This window comes from Reyranella sp. GW821-FHT14A01, from assembly GCF_058803965.1.
The window spans coordinates 250,740-269,688 of the sequence record NZ_JBXAPM010000003.1 but is presented as its reverse complement, the minus strand read 5'-3'; the positions used below and the strand labels follow the sequence as shown (position 1 = coordinate 269,688).

General features: G+C 66.2%; 17 protein-coding genes. 3 read left to right on the top strand and 14 right to left on the bottom strand.

All coding sequences use genetic code 11. The features are described from left to right. Positions 1 to 26: 26 nt before the first annotated feature. The 4 genes from AC1ROX_RS07975 to dusB are packed head-to-tail and all read right to left on the bottom strand — an operon-like array spanning position 27 to position 5,851. Positions 27 to 2,219, bottom strand: a complete 2,193-nt coding sequence (locus tag AC1ROX_RS07975) for a sensor histidine kinase (RefSeq protein WP_493124163.1) — start codon at positions 2,217 to 2,219, stop codon at positions 27 to 29. A 43-nt stretch (positions 2,220 to 2,262) separates the two neighbouring features. Next, positions 2,263 to 3,738 carry a nitrogen regulation protein NR(I) gene (gene ntrC, locus AC1ROX_RS07970; protein WP_493124161.1) on the bottom strand — a complete coding sequence of 492 codons (1,476 nt, stop codon included), beginning with the start codon at positions 3,736 to 3,738 and terminating at the stop codon, positions 2,263 to 2,265. Continuing rightward, a complete protein-coding gene (locus tag AC1ROX_RS07965) occupies positions 3,735 to 4,814 on the bottom strand; it encodes a two-component system sensor histidine kinase NtrB (protein ID WP_493124159.1) in 1,080 nt (359 codons plus the stop codon). The genes ntrC and AC1ROX_RS07965 overlap by 4 nt, the downstream gene beginning before the upstream one ends. Before the next feature lie 29 nt (positions 4,815 to 4,843). Further along, complete coding sequence (dusB, locus tag AC1ROX_RS07960; RefSeq protein ID WP_493124158.1) at positions 4,844 to 5,851, bottom strand: tRNA dihydrouridine synthase DusB; 1,008 nt, start codon at positions 5,849 to 5,851, stop codon at positions 4,844 to 4,846. A gap of 87 nt (positions 5,852 to 5,938) precedes the next feature. Between dusB and AC1ROX_RS07955 the strand changes: the two genes are divergently transcribed. Continuing rightward, positions 5,939 to 7,138 carry a bifunctional 2-C-methyl-D-erythritol 4-phosphate cytidylyltransferase/2-C-methyl-D-erythritol 2,4-cyclodiphosphate synthase gene (locus AC1ROX_RS07955; RefSeq protein ID WP_493124156.1) on the top strand — a complete coding sequence of 400 codons (1,200 nt, stop codon included), beginning with the start codon at positions 5,939 to 5,941 and terminating at the stop codon, positions 7,136 to 7,138. A gap of 7 nt (positions 7,139 to 7,145) precedes the next feature. Beyond that, positions 7,146 to 7,637 (top strand): CinA family protein, encoded by a 492-nt coding sequence (locus tag AC1ROX_RS07950; RefSeq protein WP_493124154.1) that lies wholly within the window; start codon positions 7,146 to 7,148, stop codon positions 7,635 to 7,637. A 47-nt stretch (positions 7,638 to 7,684) separates the two neighbouring features. On the opposite strand, the gene AC1ROX_RS07945 is transcribed toward AC1ROX_RS07950, so the two are convergent. The 7 genes from AC1ROX_RS07945 to AC1ROX_RS07915 form a co-directional block, all read right to left on the bottom strand. Continuing rightward, on the bottom strand, positions 7,685 to 8,173 hold the full coding sequence (locus AC1ROX_RS07945; RefSeq protein ID WP_493124152.1) for a type II toxin-antitoxin system RatA family toxin: 489 nt from the start codon (positions 8,171 to 8,173) through the stop codon (positions 7,685 to 7,687). A 7-nt stretch (positions 8,174 to 8,180) separates the two neighbouring features. Next, on the bottom strand, positions 8,181 to 9,149 hold the full coding sequence (gene lipA, locus AC1ROX_RS07940; RefSeq protein WP_493124150.1) for a lipoyl synthase: 969 nt from the start codon (positions 9,147 to 9,149) through the stop codon (positions 8,181 to 8,183). A 6-nt stretch (positions 9,150 to 9,155) separates the two neighbouring features. After that, positions 9,156 to 10,556, bottom strand: a complete 1,401-nt coding sequence (lpdA, locus tag AC1ROX_RS07935; protein WP_493124148.1) for a dihydrolipoyl dehydrogenase — start codon at positions 10,554 to 10,556, stop codon at positions 9,156 to 9,158. Between the two features lie 9 nt (positions 10,557 to 10,565). Next, on the bottom strand, positions 10,566 to 11,870 hold the full coding sequence (locus AC1ROX_RS07930) for a pyruvate dehydrogenase complex dihydrolipoamide acetyltransferase (protein ID WP_493124146.1): 1,305 nt from the start codon (positions 11,868 to 11,870) through the stop codon (positions 10,566 to 10,568). A 15-nt stretch (positions 11,871 to 11,885) separates the two neighbouring features. Beyond that, positions 11,886 to 13,265, bottom strand: coding sequence for a pyruvate dehydrogenase complex E1 component subunit beta (locus tag AC1ROX_RS07925; RefSeq protein WP_493124144.1), 1,380 nt, complete (start codon positions 13,263 to 13,265; stop codon positions 11,886 to 11,888). A gap of 4 nt (positions 13,266 to 13,269) precedes the next feature. Beyond that, entirely contained in the window at positions 13,270 to 14,313 is a 1,044-nt protein-coding gene (pdhA, locus tag AC1ROX_RS07920) for a pyruvate dehydrogenase (acetyl-transferring) E1 component subunit alpha (protein ID WP_493124142.1), read from the bottom strand. A 215-nt stretch (positions 14,314 to 14,528) separates the two neighbouring features. Beyond that, on the bottom strand, positions 14,529 to 14,828 hold the full coding sequence (locus AC1ROX_RS07915; RefSeq protein WP_493124140.1) for an FtsB family cell division protein: 300 nt from the start codon (positions 14,826 to 14,828) through the stop codon (positions 14,529 to 14,531). A gap of 102 nt (positions 14,829 to 14,930) precedes the next feature. On the opposite strand from AC1ROX_RS07915, the gene AC1ROX_RS07910 reads away from it, so the two are divergent. Then, on the top strand, positions 14,931 to 15,566 hold the full coding sequence (locus AC1ROX_RS07910) for a glutathione S-transferase family protein (protein WP_493124138.1): 636 nt from the start codon (positions 14,931 to 14,933) through the stop codon (positions 15,564 to 15,566). On the opposite strand, the gene AC1ROX_RS07905 is transcribed toward AC1ROX_RS07910, so the two are convergent. From AC1ROX_RS07905 to eno, 3 genes are all read right to left on the bottom strand, one after another. Then, complete coding sequence (locus tag AC1ROX_RS07905; RefSeq protein WP_493124135.1) at positions 15,505 to 16,428, bottom strand: DMT family transporter; 924 nt, start codon at positions 16,426 to 16,428, stop codon at positions 15,505 to 15,507. The two genes, AC1ROX_RS07910 and AC1ROX_RS07905, sit on opposite strands and share 62 nt — an antisense overlap. Next, positions 16,425 to 17,354: a bifunctional helix-turn-helix transcriptional regulator/GNAT family N-acetyltransferase gene (locus tag AC1ROX_RS07900; RefSeq protein ID WP_493124133.1), complete on the bottom strand. Its 930-nt coding sequence runs from the start codon at positions 17,352 to 17,354 to the stop codon at positions 16,425 to 16,427. Before AC1ROX_RS07900 ends, AC1ROX_RS07905 begins: the two co-directional genes overlap by 4 nt. Positions 17,355 to 17,588: 234 nt before the next feature. Next, positions 17,589 to 18,866 (bottom strand): phosphopyruvate hydratase, encoded by a 1,278-nt coding sequence (eno, locus tag AC1ROX_RS07895; RefSeq protein WP_493124131.1) that lies wholly within the window; start codon positions 18,864 to 18,866, stop codon positions 17,589 to 17,591. Between the last annotated feature and the right edge of the window lie 83 nt (positions 18,867 to 18,949).

The following is an 18,949-nucleotide window of genomic DNA, read 5'->3' as shown; positions in this document are numbered from 1 at the left end:
CTCAAGCAGCCCGCATGGAACGCGGGTCATTGTGCGGCCGTCACTTGCGGTGGAGCCGACGCGATTTCCTTCGCGTCCCGCCGGAATACCAGACTGATGCGTGCGCCGCCACCCTCGCGATCCTCCAGGGAGAGGAAGCCGCCATGGTCCTCCATGATCTTCTTGACGATCGCGAGTCCCAGGCCCGTGCCCTTGCTGCGCGTCGTCATGTACGGCTCGGTCAAGCGCTCGCGCCCTTCCTTCGGCAACCCACGGCCATTGTCCTCGACGACGATCTTCAGCCCGGCGCCGTCCTCCCGCAAAGTCAGCGTGATCTCGCCCTGTGGCAATGGTGTGTCCGGTCTCTCGTCCCTGCCCTCGATCGCCTCGGCCGAGTTCTTCAGGATGTTGGTCAGCACCTGCGAGACCTGGCGGCGGTCGCAGTCGAGCGGCACCGGATGGCTGGGCAGGTTCGAGATGTAGCGAATCTCGGGATTACCGTTGCGTTGCAGGAACAGCGCCTGCTGGCACATCTCCTTCGCATCCTCCTCCTTCACCGTCGGCCGCGGCATGCGGGCGAAGGAGGAGAATTCGTCGACCATGCGGCCGATGTCGCCGACCTGCCGGATGATCGTCTCGGTGCACATCGTGAAGGTCTCCGGATCCTCCTTGATCTGCTTCAGGTAGCGGCGCTTCAGGCGCTCGGCCGAGAGCTGGATGGGCGTCAGCGGATTCTTGATCTCGTGGGCAATGCGGCGGGCGACGTCGCCCCAGGCCGCCATGCGCTGCGCCGACATGAGGTCGGTGACGTCGTCGAAGGTGACGACGTAGCCGGCACCCGACGCCGCGCTGATGCGGACCAGCAGGATCTGCCGCGAGCCGCGCTGCAGGATCTCGACCTGGCCCTGGGTCATCCGATCCGGCCTTTCCGCCGCCTGCGCGACCAGCGGCTTGAGTTCCGGCATGACCGCGATCAGCGGCCGTCCCAGCACGCCGTCCTCGGGCAGGGCCAGCAGGGTCAGCGCCGAGCGGTTCGAGCGCATGACGATGCCCTCGCCGTCGACGCTCAGCACGCCGGCCGAGACGCCCGCCAGCACCGCATCGGTGAGGCGGCGGCGGGTGTCGAGCTCGGTATTGGCGTGGACCAGCTCGCCGCGCTGCTGCTCGATCTGGCTGGCCATGCGGTTGAAGGATCGGGCGAGCTGCCCCAGCTCGTCGTTGGGCGGTCCCTCCTCCACGCGCGCACTGAGATCGCCGCCGCGCACCCGCTCGGCCGCCTGCATCAGCCCGCCGATCGGCTCGGTCAGGCGCGTCGCGAACAGGATGGCGAGCCAGACCGCGGCCAGAAGCATCAGGAAGGCGATGGCGCCGCAGACCACGAAGATGATGAGCTGGCTGCGCCGCAGCGCCGATTCGATCTGGGAATAGAACGAGCCGGCGAACTCGATGCTCTTGATGTAGTCGACGACCCGGAGGTCGACGGCATGGCCGGTTGCGAGGAACAGCGGCTCGCCGACGAAAAGCTGCATCACGAAGTAAGCGCCGTCCGGCGATTCGAACTGCACGGGACGCGCCTGGTTGACCGCCTGCCAGAGGAACTGCGCGGGCGGCACCGGGTTGGGCATGCCCTTGGCATCGGGCGCCTTCGCCTGGGCGATCACGCCCTTGTCGGCGTCGAGCAGGGTGGCCTCGATGATCGGTCGCCCTTCGATCAGGCGGTCCAGCATGGCCTTGGTCGCAGCCGGATCGCGCACGGCGTCCACGCCCTCGGCCTGCAGCGGCGCGGAGATCGCCTCGATGTCGTTCAGGATCTCCTGTTCGCGCGCCCGCCGCACCGGCTCGCCGATGGCGCGCGCCGCCTCGTAGGAAGCCTGCGAGGGTTTCACCACGAAGTCGGTGAGGCTGATCACCAGCATCGACAGGATGATGGTGACGATGACGGTCGGCGTGATGGTGAAGACGCTGCAGACCAGCACCAGCCGCATGTGCAGGCGCGAGCCCGCCGCACCGCGCCGCCGGTCGAGCCAGAGCTGGGTCAGGCGGACGGCGAGGACGGAGACCAGGGCGATCGCGATGACCAGGTCGGCCACCAGCAGGCCCGTCATCCAGCCGCGTGTGCCGAACGATTCCGGCACGAAGCCGGCCAGCCAGGCATAGGTCGCCCCGCCGGCGACCATGGCGAGAATAGCCAACGAGATGGCGGCGACGCGGCCACTGAGGCTGCGAAGCACCCTGCTCATCTTGTCGCCCAAGCGTGAAACGCCCAGCGCAGCTGTCAAAAAATCACCCGCCTCGGCGAACCTGCGGCGTGCGAACCACGGGGACGTCGAGGTCCTTTATTTTCTTGCGCAACGTGTTGCGATTGAGCCCCAGGAGGCGGGCCGCACGCAACTGATTCCCGCGGGTGGCCCCCAGCGCCAGGGCGAGCAACGGCCGCTCGACCTCGGAAATGACACGATCGTACATGCCGTCGGGCGGCAGCCGGTCGCCGTGCGCGGCGAACAGCGACTGCAGGTGACGGTCGACGGCGTCGGCCAGCGAGATGTCCTCGCCCAGCTCCGACGACGGCGGCCCGTGATCGATCGCCGAGACCGCATCCGCGAGCTCGGTCTCGATCGTCTCGACGCCGATGATCTCCTCGGAATAGAGCGCCGACAGGCGGCGGACCAGATTCACGAGCTCGCGCACGTTGCCTGGCCAGCGATGCTGCTTCAGCCGCGCCATCGCTTCGGGCGACAGGACCTTGGTCGGCAATCCGTCGGCGGTGGCGGCCTGGAGATAGTGGTTGGCCAGTTCGGGAATGTCGTCGAGCCGCTCGCGCAGCGGCGGCAGGCGAATCGGCACGACATTGAGGCGGTAGAACAGATCCTCGCGGAACAGGCCCTGCTGGATCTGGCGGCGCAGGTCGCGATGGGTCGCCGCCACGATACGCACGTTGGCCTTGATCGGCGTGCGACCGCCGACCGTCATGTATTCGCCTTCCTGCAGCACGCGCAGCAGACGGGTCTGGGCCTCGGGCGGCATGTCGCCGATCTCGTCGAGGAACAGCGTGCCGCCGGAGGCCTGCTCGAACTTGCCGGCCGAGCGCTGCACCGCGCCGGTGAAGGCGCCGCGCTCGTGGCCGAACAGCTCGCTCTCGATCAGCTCGCGCGGGATCGCGGCCATGTTGAGCGCGATGAACGGGCCCTTCCGGCGCTTGCCGTAATCGTGCAGCGCGCGCGCGACCAATTCCTTGCCCGCCCCCGACTCGCCGGTGACCATGACGGTGAGGTCGGTCGACATCAGGCGCGCGAGCGTGCGGTAGATTTCCTGCATCGCCGGCGACCGGCCGATCAGCGGCAGGCGCTCACCCTCTTCCGGCAGCGTCGCCGCCCGCTGCACCGACGTGGCCGGCGCCGACAGAGCTCGGTTCACGACCGAGATCAGCTCGTTCAGGTCGAACGGCTTGGGCAGGTATTCGAACGCGCCGCGCTCGGTCGCGCGGACGGCCGTGAGCAGGGTCGACTGCGCGCTCATGACGATGATGCGCAGGTCGGGCCGCAGCTTGCGGATGCGCGGCACCAGGTCGAGGCCGTTCTCGTCCGGCATCACCACGTCGGTGATGACGAGCTGGCCCTCCCCTTCCTGGACCCATTGCCAGAGCGTGGAAGCGGTGCCGGTGCTGCGGACCGTGTGCCCCTGCCGGCCGAGGGCCTGGTGCAGGACGGTGCGGATGGCGCGGTCGTCGTCGGCGACGAGAATAGTGCTGGCGACGCTCATGGCGCGGCCTGTGGGAACTGCAGAGGCAACATGATCCTGAATGACGTGCGGCCCGGCTCGCTATCGAACTCGATCGCACCGCCATGGTCGTTGATGATCTTGGCGACTAAAGCAAGACCCAGGCCAGTTCCGGTAGGCTTGTTCGTCACGAAGGCGTCGAAGAGATGGCTGCGGATCTCGTCCGAGACGCCCCGACCGTTGTCCCGCACCGAAACGACCAGCGGCAGGTTGACCCTGGTCTGCTGGCCCGGCACCGCCAGCCGCAGGCCGTGCCTGTAGGCGGTCGACAGTTCGATCTCACGGTCGACGTCGCCCGGGACCTCGCAGGCGTTCTTCACCAGGTTCAGGAACACCTGGATGAGCTGGTCGCGGTCCCCATGCACGTCGGGCAGCGACGGATCGTAGGTTTCGACGAAGCGCACACCCTTGCCGAAGCCGTTCTGCGACAGGCGGCGGACATGATTCAGGACCTGGTGGATGTTGATCGGCCCGCGCTCGATCGGGCGGCCGTCGGCGAAGGCCTCCATGCGGTCGACCAGCGCCACGATGCGGTCGGTCTCCTCGCAGATCAACTCGGTCAGCTCGCGTTCGGAATCCGGCACCGACTGTTCGAGAAGCTGAGCGGCGCCGCGGATGCCCGACAGCGGGTTCTTCACCTCGTGCGCCAGCATGGCGGCCAGCGCACTCACCGAGCGGGCGGCGCTGCGGTGCGAGAGTTGCCGGTCGATGCTGCGGGCAATGGTCTGCTCGACCAGCGAGACGGCGACCAGTCCGTCGCTGTCGACGATCGGCGAGAGGCGGAGCGCGCAGAAGCGTGTGCCGATACGCGGCGAGGCGAGCGTCACACCGTTCTCGGCAACCGCTCCGCCGGTCGTCAGCACCTGCTCCAGCAGCGAGAAGAGCGGCGTGTCCTCGGGAATGAATTCACTCAGCGGATGGCCGACCAGGCGTGCCCGGCCGACGCCGAAGAACTGCTCGGCCGAGAGATTGGCGTAGTGGATCAGGCCGTTCGCCTCGACGACGATGATCGCTTCCGAAAGCGAATCGAGGAGTGCTGTCGGGAACTGATCGCTCATGCCGTTTCGCTTGAGAGGACGCACGGACATCAGGCGGCCTGCCGCTCGACGGCCGGCAGGAAGAACGAGGCCAGCATGCTGCGCACCTTTCCGGCATCGGTCTCGCGATTCAACGCCGCCCGGAAATCCGCCGAGGCGGGCAGGCCCTTGGAGTACCAGCCGAGATGCTTGCGGGCCATGCGCACACCGGTCTCGATTCCGTAATGCTCGAGCATCGCCTCGAAATGCGTCCGCACCGCCGCGTACTGCTCGGCAAGCGTCGGATCGGGCACGCGCTCGCCGGTACGCAGATAGCGGATCGCCTGGTTGAGGAACCAAGGGCGGCCATAGGCGCCGCGGCCGATCATGATGCCGTCCGCGCCCGATTGTTCGAGCGCCTGGTCGACGTCTTCGAGCGTGTTGATGTCACCGTTGGCGATCACCGGCAGCCTGGTCGCTTCCTTCACGGTGCGGATGAAGGCCCAGTCGGCATGGCCTTCGTAGAAATCGCAGCGCGTGCGGCCGTGCACCGTCAGCATCCTGATGCCGCACTGCTCGGCGATGCGCGCCAGGTTCGGCGCATTGCGGTTGATCGAGTCCCAGCCGGTGCGCATCTTAAGCGTGACCGGCAGCTTCACGGCCTTGACCGTCGCCTCGAGAATCTTCGCGGCATGCACCTCGTCGCGCATCAGCGAGGAGCCGGCATGGCCGTTCACGACCTTCTTCACCGGGCAGCCGAAGTTGATATCAATGATCGCCGCTCCGCGATCCTCGTTGAGCTTCGCCGCCTCGGCCATCACCTCGGGCTCGCAGCCGGCGAGCTGCACCGACATCGGGAACTCTTCCGGCGTGGTCTTGGCCATCATCAGTGTCTTGCGGTTCTCGCGGACCATCGCGGCGGATGCGATCATCTCGGAGACGACGAGCCCTGCCCCACGCCGCTTCACCATCTGGCGGAAGGGCATGTCGCTGACACCCGACAGCGGCGCCAGGATGACCGGGTCCTCGATGCGGACGGGACCGATATCGACAGGTTTGAGGCGGTGTGCGTTTTGCATTCTTTGTTCAGTTATTAGGCATCTTGTGCAGTGCACAATATTTAATCGAGCAATAGCGGGTCCGGGGGGCAGGCGCAAGGGTCGTGAGTGCGCATCCCCCGAAGCCAGTGTTATCTAGGGTCCGTGCTCACTTGTACCGCCCTGATCGTCGCGGCTGGCCGTGGGAGCCGCTTCGGCGGCCCACTGCCTAAGCAATATGCGCTTTTGGATGGCCAGCCCGTCCTTCGCCGAACTGTCATGACCTTCCAGGCCACCCTTGGCATCGGCCGCATTCTGGTCGTGATCGGTCCGGGCGATGACGCCCACTATGCCGCAGCGACCGAGGGGCTCGGCCTGCCCGCTCCGATTTCGGGCGGCGCCAGCCGGCAGCAATCCGTGCTGAACGGCCTCGAAGCGCTGGCCACCGATCCGCCGGATCTGGTCGCGATCCATGACGCCGCCCGCCCCTTCGTTATGCGGGCCGACATCGAGGCCTGTCTCGCCGCTGCTTCTGCCGAGGGGATCGACGGCGCCGTGCTCGGCATCCCGCTCGCCGATACGCTGAAGCGCGTGGGTGACGAACATGTCGTCACCGAAACGGTACCGCGCCAGAACCTGTGGCGGGCGCAGACACCCCAGGTCTTCCGCTTCGCGTCGTTGCTCGCAGCACACCGCGCCGCCGCATCGCTCGGCGCCGTGGAAGCGACCGCCCTCACCGACGACGCGGCCGTGGCCGAGCGCGCCGGACTGAAGGTTGTCATGGTCGCGGGCAGCGAGGATAACCGCAAGATCACCACCGCCGACGATCTCATCCCCAATCGCATGGAAATCCGCACCGCCCTCGGCTTCGACGTGCACGGCTTCGCGCCGGGCAACGCCGTCATGCTGGGCGGTGTGGCCATCCCGCACACCCATACGCTCGCCGGTCACTCCGACGCCGATGTCGCGCTGCATGCGCTGACCGATGCCGTGCTGGGCACGATCGGCGCCGGCGACATCGGCAAGCATTTCCCGCCCTCCGATCCGCAATGGCGGGGCGCCTCGTCCGACCGCTTCCTGCGCCACGCCGTCGATCTCGTGACGGGCCGCGGCGGCCGCATCGTTCACCTCGATGTCACGATCGTCTGCGAAGCCCCCAAGGTCGGCCCGCACCGTGACGCCATGGTGAGGAGCATCGCCGCGATTGCAGAGGTGGCCGCCGACCGGGTCAGCGTGAAGGCGACGACGACCGAGGGATTGGGTTTCACCGGCCGCCGCGAAGGCATCGCGGCCCAGGCCATCGCGACCGTAGAACTGCCAGGGAGCTGAACGGCGAATGTTCGATCACGAGATGCGGGAAGCCGCGGAGCATGTCCTGTTCACCTGCCGCAAGCGCGGCTTCAAGGTCGTGACGGCCGAGTCCTGCACCGGCGGTCTGATCGCCGCTGCCCTCACCGCCATCACCGGTTCCTCGGACGTCGTGGATCGCGGCTTCGTCACCTATTCCAACGAGGCCAAGCGCGAGATGCTGGGCGTGCCGTGGGATGCGATCCTGGGCCACGGCGCGGTGAGCGAGCCAGTGGCGCGTGCCATGGCCTCGGGCGCCCTCGCCCGCTCCGGCGCACAGCTCTCGGTCTCCGTCACAGGTGTCGCCGGCCCCGGCGGCGGCTCGGCGGAGAAACCGGTGGGCCTCGTCCATTTCGGCGCGGCTCGCGCCGGTTTCGAGACCGTCGCCGAGCATCACATCTTCCCCGGCGACCGCGACGCCATCCGCCGCCTCACGGTAATCACCGCGCTTGCGATGCTGGCCAAGCTGGCGGAGCGATAGAGCAAGGATCCCTCACTTCGTTCGGGATGACACAACAGAAAACGGTGTCATCCCGAACGAAGTGAGGGATCCTTCGCTTCCGCCTTCGGCTTCCCGTAGAGCTTTGCCGCCCTCGCCTCGAAGGCCGACACCATGCGACGCACCGCTTCGGCAAAGAGGAGCTGCACCGTCTTCTGCAAGAGCAGCGAGCGGAAATCGAACTCCAACTCGAAGTCGATCTGCGTGCCCTCGGGATGAGGCCTGAATATCCAGCGGCTCTTCAGCAGCTTGAACGGGCCCTCGATGCCGGTCGTGTCGATGCGCGGGCCTTCCGGATCATCGGGCGCGCGCACGACGCGCGAGACGAACTTCTCGTGGAAAGGGCCGAAGCCGATCGCCAGTTCGGCGATCTCGACCGTCAAGCTCTCGCGGCGGCGAATGCGGCCGGCAAAGCACCAGGGCAGGAACTCCGGATAGCGCTCCACGTCGGCCACCAGCGCGAAAAGCTGGGCTGGCTGATACGGGACGACGCGACGTTCCTGGTGGCGGATCGGCAAGAAGCGGTCAGCCCCTGAGCTGCTCTAGTTGCGCCAATCGCGCGGCCTTGAGGCGGGCGAAGTCGTCGCCCGCGTGATAGCTCGACCGCGTCAGCGGCGAGGACGAGACCATCAGGAAGCCCTTGGCGCGCGCCATCTGCGCCAGTTCCGAGAACTCGGCCGGCGTCCAGAAACGATCGAGCGCGGCATGCTTGGGCGTCGGCTGCAGGTACTGGCCGATCGTCAGGAAATCGACGTCCGCGGCGCGCAGATCGTCCATCACCTGCAGGATCTCCTCGCGCGTCTCGCCCAGCCCGACCATCAGGCCGGACTTCGTGAACATCGCGGGATCGATCTCCTTCACCCTCGACAGCAGCCGCAGCGAGGTGAAGTAGCGGGCGCCCGGCCGGATGGTCGGATAGAGTCGCGGCACGGTCTCGAGATTGTGGTTGAAGACGTCGGGCCGCGACGCGACCACCGTCTCGATGGCGCCCGGCTTGCGCATGAAGTCCGGCGTCAGGATCTCGACCGTGGTCGTCGGCGCCGACTTGTGCAGCGCCGTGATCACCTCGGCGAAGTGCCCCGCCCCGCCATCGTCCAGGTCGTCACGGTCGACCGACGTCACCACGACATGGCCGAGGCCGAGCTTGCCGACGGCTTCGGCGATGTTGGCCGGCTCGTGCGGATTGAGCGCGCCAGGCTTGCCGGTCGCCACGTTGCAGAAGGCGCAGGCCCGCGTGCAGGTCTCGCCCATGATCATGAAGGTCGCGTGCTTCTGCTTCCAGCACTCGCCGATATTCGGGCAAGCCGCTTCCTCGCACACCGTCGTGAGCTTGAGCTCGCGCATCAGCCGCTTGGTCTCGGCATATTCGGGCGAATTCGGCGCACGCACCCTGATCCAATCCGGCTTGCGCTGAATCGGGTTGTCGGGGCGATGGGCCTTCTCCGGGTGGCGTTCCGCCCGGCTCAGGGAAAGCTTGTCGAGGGTTCCGTCCATGACCGGCTAGATATGGAGCGTCCGGCCGTACGCCGCCAGTACCGACTCGTGCATCATCTCGGAAAGGGTGGGATGCGGGAACACCGTGGCCATCAGCTCGGCCTCGGTGGTCTCCAGCGTCTTGGCGATGCTGTAGCCCTGGATCAGTTCGGTCACCTCGGCGCCGATCATGTGGGCGCCCAGCAGCTCGCCGGTCTTGGCGTCGAAGATCGTCTTGATGAAGCCCTCGGGCTCGCCAAGGGCAATCGCCTTGCCGTTACCGATGAAGGGGAATTTGCCGACCTTGAGTTCCAGCCCCTTGGCCTTGGCCGCCGCTTCGGTGAGGCCGATGCTCGCGACCTGGGGCTGGCAGTAGGTGCAGCCCGGGATGTTCTCGGTCTTCATCGGGTGCACGCCCTTCACGCCCGCGATCTTCTCGACCACCAGCACGCCCTCGTGCATCGCCTTGTGGGCGAGCCAGGGCGGGCCGGCGACGTCGCCCAGCGCATAGACGTTCGGTTCGCCCGTGAAGCCCCATTGGTCGATCACGATGTGGGTCTTCTCGACCTTCACCTTGGTGCCCTCGAGGCCCAGGTTCTCGACGTTACCGACGATGCCGACGGCGCTGATGACGCGGTCGACCGTGATCTCCTGCGCCTTGCCGCCGACCGTGATCGTGGCCGTGACGTTGTTGGCGCCCTTCTTCAGGTTCGACACGGTGGCGCTGGTCAGGATCTTCATGCCCTGCTTCTCGAACGCCCTCTTGGCGAACGCGGACACCTCGGCATCCTCGACGGGGAGGATACGGTCCAGCACTTCGCAGACCGTCACCTCGGCACCCATGGTGCGGTAGAAGCTCGCGAACTCGATGCCGATCGCACCCGAGCCGATGACCAGCAGCGACTTCGGCATTTCCTCCGGCACCATCGCCTCGCGATAGCTCCAGACCAGCTTGCCGTCGGTCTCCAGGCCCGGCAGCTGCCGCGCCCGCGCGCCGGTCGCCAGGATCACGTTCTTGTAGGCGAGCGTCACGTTGGTCTTGTCGTTCATCGCGACCGCGAGCTTGCCGGCGCCGGCCAGCTTGGCCGTGCCGTCGAAGACCGTGATCTTGTTCTTCTTCATCAGGCCTTTGACGCCGTTGCTGAGCTGGCCCGCGACCTTGCGCGAACGCTCCACGATCTTCTTGTGATCGTAAGAGACGTCCTTCACCGACAGGCCATAGGCCTCGGCGTGCTTGATGAGGCCATAGACTTCCGAGGTGCGCAGCAGCGCCTTGGTCGGGATGCAGCCCCAGTTGAGGCAGATACCACCCATGTTCTCCCGCTCGACGACGGCGGTCTTCATGCCGAGCTGGGCTGCGCGAATGGCCGCGACGTAGCCGCCCGGCCCGCCGCCCACGACGATGAGATCGAAACTGGTCTCGGCCATGTCTCTCTCCTAGGCCAGCATCGCGGCGGGTTGCTCGACATACGCCTTGAGCGTCTGCAGGAACTGCGCGCCCAGGGCGCCATCGACCACGCGGTGATCGACGGCGAGCGTGCAGCTCATGATGTTGCGGATGACCATCTCGCCCTTGCGGACGACGACCCGCTCCTCGCCGGCGCCGACCGCCAGGATCATGGCCTGCGGCGTGTTGATGATGGCGCCGAAGTCGCGGATGCCGAACATGCCGAGGTTGGAGATGGTGAAGCCGCCGCCCTGGAACTCCTCGAGCTTCAGCTTGCCGCTCTTGGCACGGCTGGCGAGGTCCTTCATCTCGATCGAGATCTGCGCCAGGCCCTTCATGTCGGCGTTGCGCACGATCGGCGTGATGAGGCCGCGATCGGTGGCGACGGCGACGGAAATGTCGACGGCGCCGTACTGGATCATCTCGTCCTCGGTCCAGGAGGCGTTGCACTCCGGATGGTCGCGCAGCGCCTTGGCGCAGGCCTTGATCACCATGTCGTTGACCGAAACCTTGGCGCCCTTCTTCTCGACGACGGCATTGATCGCCGTACGCGCCGTCAGGAGTGCGTCGATCTCGAAATCCACCGTCAGATAGAAGTGCGGCACGGTCTGCTTGGACTCGAGCATGCGCCGCGCGATGACCTTGCGGATGCTGGTGTGCGGCACGCGCGTGTCGCCAGGTGCCACGAACACCGGCTGGCCGCCGGCGGCCAGCGCCGGAGCAGCGGCCTTCGGCGCGGCCTTGGGAGCCGCGGCTGCCGGAGCAGCGCCCGGCTTGGCGTTCTCGACATCGGCCTTGACGATGCGGCCGTTGGGGCCGGAGCCCTTGATGCCGGCGAGGTCGATGCCCTTCTCCGCCGCGATACGCTTGGCCAGCGGCGAGGCGAAGATGCGGGTGCCGCCTGAAGACGCGGCAGGCTGAGCAGCTGGCTTGGCTGCCGGTGCGGGAGCAGCAGCCGGAGCCGGCGCCGCCGGCTTCTCTTCGGCCTTGGCGGCCGGCGCAGCAGCAGCAGGCGCGGCCGCGGGTGTTGCGGATGGGGCAACTTCCTTCTCGCCCTCTTCCAGCAGCACGGCGATGACGGCGTTCACCTTCACGCCCTCGGTGCCTTCCTCGACTAGGATCTGGCCGACCTTGCCCTCGTCCACGGCCTCGACTTCCATCGTGGCCTTGTCGGTCTCGATCTCGCAGACCACCTGGCCGGACTTGACCGTGTCACCGACCTTGACGTGCCACTTGGCGAGCTTGCCCTCCGTCATGGTGGGCGACAGCGCGGGCATCAGGATGTTGATCGACATGCCGGCTCTCCCGCCTCAGCGATTGCAGACCGCGCGGGCGGCCTCGACGATATGGGTCGATTGCGGCAGCGCCATCTTCTCGAGGTTCGCCGCATAGGGCAGCGGCACGTCGAGACCGGCGACGCGCTTCACCGGCGCATCGAGCCAGTCGAACGCATGCTCCATCATCAGCGCCGACAGCTCGGAACCGATGCCGGCGAAGGGCCAGCCCTCCTCGACCGAGACGAGCCGGTTGGTCTTCTTGACCGACTGGACGATGGTCTCGGTGTCGAACGGGCGCAGCGAGCGGAGATTGATCACCTCGGCGTCGATACCCTGCTTGGCCAGTTCCTCGGCCGCCTGCAGCGCTTTGCCGACCATGATCGAGAAGGCAACGATGGTGACGTCCTTGCCGGCGCGCTCGATCTTGGCCTTGCCGATCGGCAGGATGAAGTCGGGATCCTCCGGCACGTCGAACGACTGGCCGTAGAGGATCTCGTTCTCGAGGAAGATCACCGGATTGGGATCGCGGATCGCCGCGCGGAGAAGACCTTTGGCATCGGCGGCGCTCCACGGCGCCAGCACGCGCAGGCCCGGCACATGGGCGTACCAGCTCGCGTAGCACTGCGAATGCTGGGCGGCGACGCGCGAGGCGGCGCCGTTGGGGCCACGGAACACGATCGGACAGGTCATCTGGCCGCCCGACATATAGTGCGTCTTGGCCGCCGAGTTGATGATCTGGTCGATCGCCTGCATGGCGAAGTTGAAGGTCATGAACTCGACGATCGGCTTCAGGCCGCCGAATGCGGCACCGACGCCGAGACCGGCGAAGCCGTGCTCGGTGATCGGCGTGTCGATGACGCGCTTCTCGCCGAACTCGTCGAGCAGCCCCTGGCTCACCTTGTAGGCGCCCTGGTATTGCGCGACTTCCTCGCCCATCAGGAACACCGACTTGTCGGCGCGCATCTCCGCCGCCATCGCTTCGCGCAGCGCCTCGCGCACGGTGATGTGCTGCGTCCCGCCCTTCCATTCCGGCTCGGGCGCCGGCGCGGCAATGGCTGGTACCGCAGGAGCCGCATCGGCTTTCGGCTTCTCTTCAGCCTTGGGCGCTTCTTCCTTCGGTGCCTCGGCCTTGGCGGCGGGCGCCGGCGTCTCGACATCGGCAGCGCTCTCGCCCTCATCGGCCAGCACACAGATCGGCGTGTTTACCGCGACGCCTTCGGTGCCTTCCTCGATCAGGATCTTGGCGACCGTGCCTTCATCGACCGCCTCGACTTCCATCGTCGCCTTGTCGGTCTCGATCTCGCAGATCACCTGGCCGGACTTCACGGCATCGCCAACCTTGACGTGCCACTTCGCAAGCTTGCCCTCGGTCATGGTCGGCGACAGGGCAGGCATAAGAACCTGAGTGCTCATGGGATCAGGCCTCAACCAGAATGTCGGTCCACAACTCCGAAGGATCGGGCTCGGGACTGTGCTGCGAGAATTCGGCGGCGTCGTTCACGATCTTGCGGATCTCGGTATCGACCGCCTTGAGCGCGGCCTCGTCGACGATCTTGGCGTCGATCAGGCGCTTGCGGATCTGCTCGATCGGATCGCGCTCGTTGCGGAACTTGTCGACCTCTTCCTTGGTCCGGTACTTGGCCGGATCGCTCATGGAATGGCCGCGATAGCGGTAAGTCTGCATCTCGAGGATGTACGGTCCCTGCCCGCTGCGCGCATGCTCGATGGCCTTCTCGCCGGCCGCCCGCACCGCCAGCACGTCCATGCCGTCGACCCGTTCGCCCGGGATGCCGAAGGATTCGCCGTGGCGGTAGAGCTCGGTCGTGGCCGAGGCACGCTCGACCGAGGTGCCCATGCCGTAGCGGTTGTTCTCGATGATGTAGATCACGGGGAGCTTCCAGAGCGCCGCCATGTTCATGGCCTCGTAGACCTGGCCCTGGTTGGCGCTGCCGTCGCCGAAATAGGTCAGCGAGACGTTCTGGTCGCCATTGTACTTGTGGGCGAAGGCGAGGCCGGTGCCGATCGGCACCTGGGCGCCGACGATGCCGTGGCCGCCGTAGAAGCTCTTCTCGCGGCTGAACATGTGCATCGAGCCGCCCTTGCCCTTGGAGTAGCCGCCGCTGCGGCCCGTCAGCTCGGCCATGACGCCCTTGGGGTCCATGCCGCAGGCCAGCATGTGGCCGTGGTCGCGGTAGGAGGTGATGACGGCGTCCTTGTCGCGGACGCTGGCCTGCATGCCGACGACGACCGCTTCCTGGCCGATATAGAGGTGGCAGAAGCCGCCGATCAGGCCCATGCCGTAGAGCTGCCCCGCCCGCTCCTCGAAGCGGCGTATCAGAAGCATGTCGCGGTAATAGGTCTTGAGCTCGTCGGGGCTCACGCTGTTGTCGCCCGGATTGGGCGGCGACTTCGCCTTGGCGGGAGAAGTTTCGTCTTTCGGCTTCGTGGCCGGCTTCGCCATGGCAGTCCCCTCGTGAACGCGCTTCGGCTTATAGCATCGCAGAGGGCGATGTGTTTGATCTAGCAGGAAAAAACAGACTGACGGCGCGTGCGCCGCAGCAATTGAGCGATTGTTCTCAAACGATGGATCGCACCGGACAGTTTCTTTCAGATGACCGCGAGGCGAACCTTGATCAGCGCGTCATCATCGAGCTGTCATCGTCAGCGCCTCGGCATTCAGCGGGTCGGCATGAAGACGATGATGTCGTCCTTGCGAGCGAAGTTCAGAAGGACCCGCGCGCGCTCGTCCAGCATGTCGGGCTCAAGGCTCTGGTTGCGCAACGCCGCAACGCGCCGCTCCCAGATCTTCCGCGTGGCTTCGGCTTCGGCGAGGTTCTGTTCGGCGATCAGCACTTCGCGCTGCAGATGGGCCATCGCCAGCAGACCGCGATCGCCATTCACCAGATGGTATCCGAAATAGCCGAATACCGTGGCGAAGACGACGGGAGCCAAAATCTGACGTGGTCTCAACAACATATGCGGCGTTCCTGCAGGCATATGGCAACATATTGTGGCCTTCCGTCAAGATTTTTCGTTTAATTGGAGGCTCTTCGCGGCTTTGAAACGGGATCAGACGGTATGAGCGACCTCATCATCTGGACCTACGACTGGGTCCCCAAGGGCCCGCGCGGTTTCGTGCGCGATCTCAGGCTCCGCTGGGCCTGCGAGGAAGCGGGACTTCCCTATTCCGTGCGGACGGTCGCCTTCGACGGGCGGGAGACGAACCATCTCGAACAACAGCCGTTCGGCCAAGTCCCGTTCCTGAGCGACGGCGACCTCGAAATGTTCGAGAGCGGCGCCGGACTGATGCATCTCGCCCGCAAGAGCGAGAAGCTGATGCCGCGCGATCCGGCCGGTGAAGCCGCGACGCTGCAATGGATGTTCGCCGCGCTCAACTCGATCGAGATGGTGAGCGTGTCCTGGTGGTTCCTGGAAATCACCGGGCAAAAGGACAATGCCCTCACCGGCTGGATGGGCAATCGCCTCGACCAGCTCGAGAAGGTGTTGGGCGAACGGGAGTGGCTGGCAGCGGATCGCTTCACCGCTGCCGATCTGCTGATGACCGATGTGTTGCGCGTCGGGAAGGTTCGCGCTTTTGGCGACCGGCCGAAGACCGAAGCCTATGTGAACCGTGTCACCGATCGCCCTACCTTCAAGAAGGCCCATGCCGACCAACTGGCGCATTTCGAAGCTGGCGACGCGAAGCGGGCTTGAGCGCCCACCAGAGGCCCCCGAGGACGCAGGCGAGGCCCAGCAAAGCGGCTACCGGCAAAGGCTCGCCGAGCAGCGCCGTTCCGCCCAGCGCCGCCGTCACCGGACCGAGGCCCAGGAAGATCGTGACCAGCGTCGGCGGCGCATTGCCCAGCGCATAGGCCCACAGGAAGAAGCCGATGCCGCTCGAGAAGCCGATGAAGACGATGGCTGCGACCTCGCCGACGGTGAAGCGTGGCCAGGCCAGGAAGAAGCCTTCGGCGGCGGCGATGCCGGCCAGCGCCAGCACTGCCACGAACATGGCGAAGGACGTCACATGCAGCGCTGAGTAACGCACGACATAGCGCGCATAGAAGATCGAGCAGACAGCGCCGCAAAAGGCCGCTCCTAGCGCCGACAGCGTACCGAGCCAGACCGATCCGTGCTGCGGCTGCGTCGTCATCGCCGCGCCGCCCAGCGCAATGGCCACGCCGGCAAAGGTGAGCAGCGCGCCGCCGACTTTGGCTGTCGTAAAGCGCTCGCGGCCCAGCAGTGCCGAGAGGATCATCGTCATCAGCGGAAACGTCGAGAACAGCAGCGACGCGCGGGCTGCCGGGATGTGCAGCAGCGAATAGTTCAGCAGCACCATCAGCGCCGCAAACTGGCAGATGCCCAGAAGCCCGATCGGCAAGAGATCGCGGTTGGCGATCCTGTGCCACGGCCGCAGCCACAGCGCCGGTACGAGGCAGATCAGCCCGATGAGATAGCGCAGGAAACCCAGCGAGCCCGGCCCGGCGGCGTCGACGACATAGCGCGTCGCCACCATCGCCGCGCCGACCTGGAAGCCGGTGCCGGCCGCAGCCCAGAGCGGGCCCGGCCGCGTCACAGGTCCATCGACCAGAACTGCCCGACCAGCTTCTTGCCGAAGCTGTCGTGCTTCTCTTCCTTGATGAGACGGAACCCCGCCGCAATGTAGATCTTGCGCGCCGAGACCAGGATATCGTTGGTCCACAGCATCAGCTTTTTGTAGCCCTTGGCGCGGGCATCCTCGATGCAGGCCTCGACCAGCTTCTGGCCGATGCCGAGGCCGCGCGCGGTCGACTCGACATAGAGCATACGGAGCTGCCCGGTGTTCTTGCCGGCACGCACCAGGAACACCGATCCCACGATCTCGCCGTTGCGCTCAGCGATCCAGCAATTGTCGGACTTTGGATTGAACTTCGAGATGAACTTGCCCGCGATCTCCGCGAGCATCGCCTCGAAGGTGCCGTCCCAGCCGTATTCGTTGGCATAGAGCTGGGTCTGGCGGCGGATGATCCAGCCCATGTCGCCCGGCTGGTGCGGCCGCAGGGTGAAGGGCACCCGCTTCTCCGGCGGCTCGTCGAGTAGCAGCTGCACGGTCTCCAGTGCCTTCACCAGCTTGTCCTGACGCTCGACCGGCAGCTCGGCCAACAACTTGGCGATATCCTGCCGCGACTGCTCGTTCATCGCACCCCAGAGCGTCTGGCCCTTGGCCGTCAGCGTCAGCTCGGTCTGGCGCTTGTCCGTCTGCGAGCGGGTGCGGGCGACGCAGCCCCTCTTCTCCAGTCCCTGTAGCATACGGCTGACATAGCCGGGGTCGAGGCCGAGATCGCGGCACAGCTCCTGCGCCGTCGGCCTGTCGCGATTGGCGATTTCGTAGACGAGGCGTCCCTCGGGCAGCGTGAACGGGCTGTGCAGGAGCGTCTCCTCCAGCACGCCGATACGGCGAGTGTAGAAGCGCGAGAAACGACGCACCGACTCGATGCGGGACGCGAGCGACGACGTTGCCATGGCCACCTCCGAGATGGTTGCCATGGTCAATCAATTGATTGACTTCGTCAACTATTAGTCAGGCAGATTAAGGATCCTTCGCTTCGCTCAGGATGACACCCGTCCTGGGTTTGGCGCACTGCGTAGGGTCCAACGACGGTGTCATCCTGAGCGAAGCGAAGGATCCTTGCTCTTCCTCTCAAAATGAAAAAGGGCCGCCGCGGCGACCCTTCGTCATTCCGTTTCAGCCTGCGCTCAGCCGCGCAGGATCGACGTCCCCGCGTAGCGCGCCTGGGTGCCGAGCTGCTCCTCGATGCGCAGGAGCTGGTTGTACTTGGCCAGGCGATCGGAGCGCGACAGCGAGCCGGTCTTGATCTGGCCGCAGTTGGTGGCGACGGCGAGGTCGGCGATGGTCGCGTCCTCGGTCTCGCCCGAGCGGTGGGACATGACGGCGCCATAGCTCGCATTGCGTGCCATGGAGACGGCTTCCATCGTCTCGGTCAGCGTGCCGATCTGGTTCACCTTGACCAGGATCGCGTTGGCCAGCCCGTCCTTGATGCCCTGCTCCAGGCGCTTCGGGTTGGTGACGAACAGGTCGTCGCCGACCAGCTGGATCTTCTTGCCGAGCTTGTCGGTGATGGCCTTCCAGCCCTTCATGTCGTCCTCGGCCATGCCGTCCTCGATCGACACGATCGGGTAGCGGCTCACGAGATCGGCGTAGTAGTCGACCATGCCGGCGGCATCGAACGACTTGCCCTCGCCTTCCATCTCGTACTTGCCCTTCTTGAAGAACTCGGTCGAGGCCGGGTCGAGGGCCAGCATGACGTCCTCGCCGGGCTTGTAGCCGGCCTTCTCGATCGCCTTCATGACGAAGGACAGCGCCTCGTCGGCCGTCGCGAGGTTCGGCGCGAAGCCGCCCTCGTCGCCCACGTTGGTATTGTGGCCGGCGTCATGGAGCTGGCCGCGCAGCGCGTGGAAGACCTCCGCGCCCATGCGCAGCGCATCGGCGAAGCGATCCGCCTTCACCGGCATGATCATGAATTCCTGGATGTCGATCGGATTGTCGGCATGGGCGCCGCCGTTGATGATGTTCATCAGCGGCACCGGCAGCACCGAGGCCTGGCTGCCACCGACATAGCGGTAGAGCGGCAGGCCGCTGTCCATCGCCGCGGCCTTGGCCACCGCCAGCGAGGCGCCGAGGATCGCGTTGGCGCCGAGGCGGCCCTTGTTCGGGGTGCCGTCGAGTTCGATCAGGGCGCGGTCGATCTTGATCTGCTCCAGCGCGTCGAGGCCGGACAGCAGGTCCATGATCTCGCCGTTCACCGCGGCGACCGCCTTGAGTACGCCCTTGCCGCCATAGCGCTTCTTGTCGCCGTCGCGCAATTCGACCGCCTCATGCGCGCCGGTCGAGGCGCCGGACGGGACGGCCGCACGGCCGATCGCGCCGCTGTCGAGTTCGACCTCGACTTCGACGGTGGGATTGCCACGGCTGTCGAGGATTTCGCGGCCGCGGACTTCAGCTATGGCGCTCATGAGAAAAACTCCTGTTGGGCGCGGCCTGTCTAGCCCGCACGGACGGCGGGGAGCAAGTGACGCGATGGCGCGCGCTTCCTATA

Bases quoted from the DNA above. Each gene is read 5' to 3' on its own strand.
- AC1ROX_RS07965 (WP_493124159.1), bottom strand. From the start codon at position 4,814: ATGAGCGATCAGTTCCCGACAGCACTCCTCGATTCGCTTTCGGAAGCG.
- AC1ROX_RS07930 (WP_493124146.1), bottom strand. From the start codon at position 11,870: ATGTCGATCAACATCCTGATGCCCGCGCTGTCGCCCACCATGACGGAG.
- AC1ROX_RS07925 (WP_493124144.1), bottom strand. From the start codon at position 13,265: ATGAGCACTCAGGTTCTTATGCCTGCCCTGTCGCCGACCATGACCGAG.
- pdhA (WP_493124142.1), bottom strand. From the start codon at position 14,313: ATGGCGAAGCCGGCCACGAAGCCGAAAGACGAAACTTCTCCCGCCAAG.
- AC1ROX_RS07915 (WP_493124140.1), bottom strand. From the start codon at position 14,828: ATGTTGTTGAGACCACGTCAGATTTTGGCTCCCGTCGTCTTCGCCACG.
- eno (WP_493124131.1), bottom strand. From the start codon at position 18,866: ATGAGCGCCATAGCTGAAGTCCGCGGCCGCGAAATCCTCGACAGCCGT.
- dusB (WP_493124158.1), bottom strand. From the start codon at position 5,851: ATGCAAAACGCACACCGCCTCAAACCTGTCGATATCGGTCCCGTCCGC.
- ntrC (WP_493124161.1), bottom strand. From the start codon at position 3,738: ATGAGCGTCGCCAGCACTATTCTCGTCGCCGACGACGACCGCGCCATC.
- AC1ROX_RS07910 (WP_493124138.1), top strand. From the start codon at position 14,931: ATGAGCGACCTCATCATCTGGACCTACGACTGGGTCCCCAAGGGCCCG.
- AC1ROX_RS07975 (WP_493124163.1), bottom strand. From the start codon at position 2,219: ATGAGCAGGGTGCTTCGCAGCCTCAGTGGCCGCGTCGCCGCCATCTCG.
- AC1ROX_RS07900 (WP_493124133.1), bottom strand. From the start codon at position 17,354: ATGGCAACGTCGTCGCTCGCGTCCCGCATCGAGTCGGTGCGTCGTTTC.
- AC1ROX_RS07950 (WP_493124154.1), top strand. From the start codon at position 7,146: ATGTTCGATCACGAGATGCGGGAAGCCGCGGAGCATGTCCTGTTCACC.
- lipA (WP_493124150.1), bottom strand. From the start codon at position 9,149: ATGGACGGAACCCTCGACAAGCTTTCCCTGAGCCGGGCGGAACGCCAC.
- lpdA (WP_493124148.1), bottom strand. From the start codon at position 10,556: ATGGCCGAGACCAGTTTCGATCTCATCGTCGTGGGCGGCGGGCCGGGC.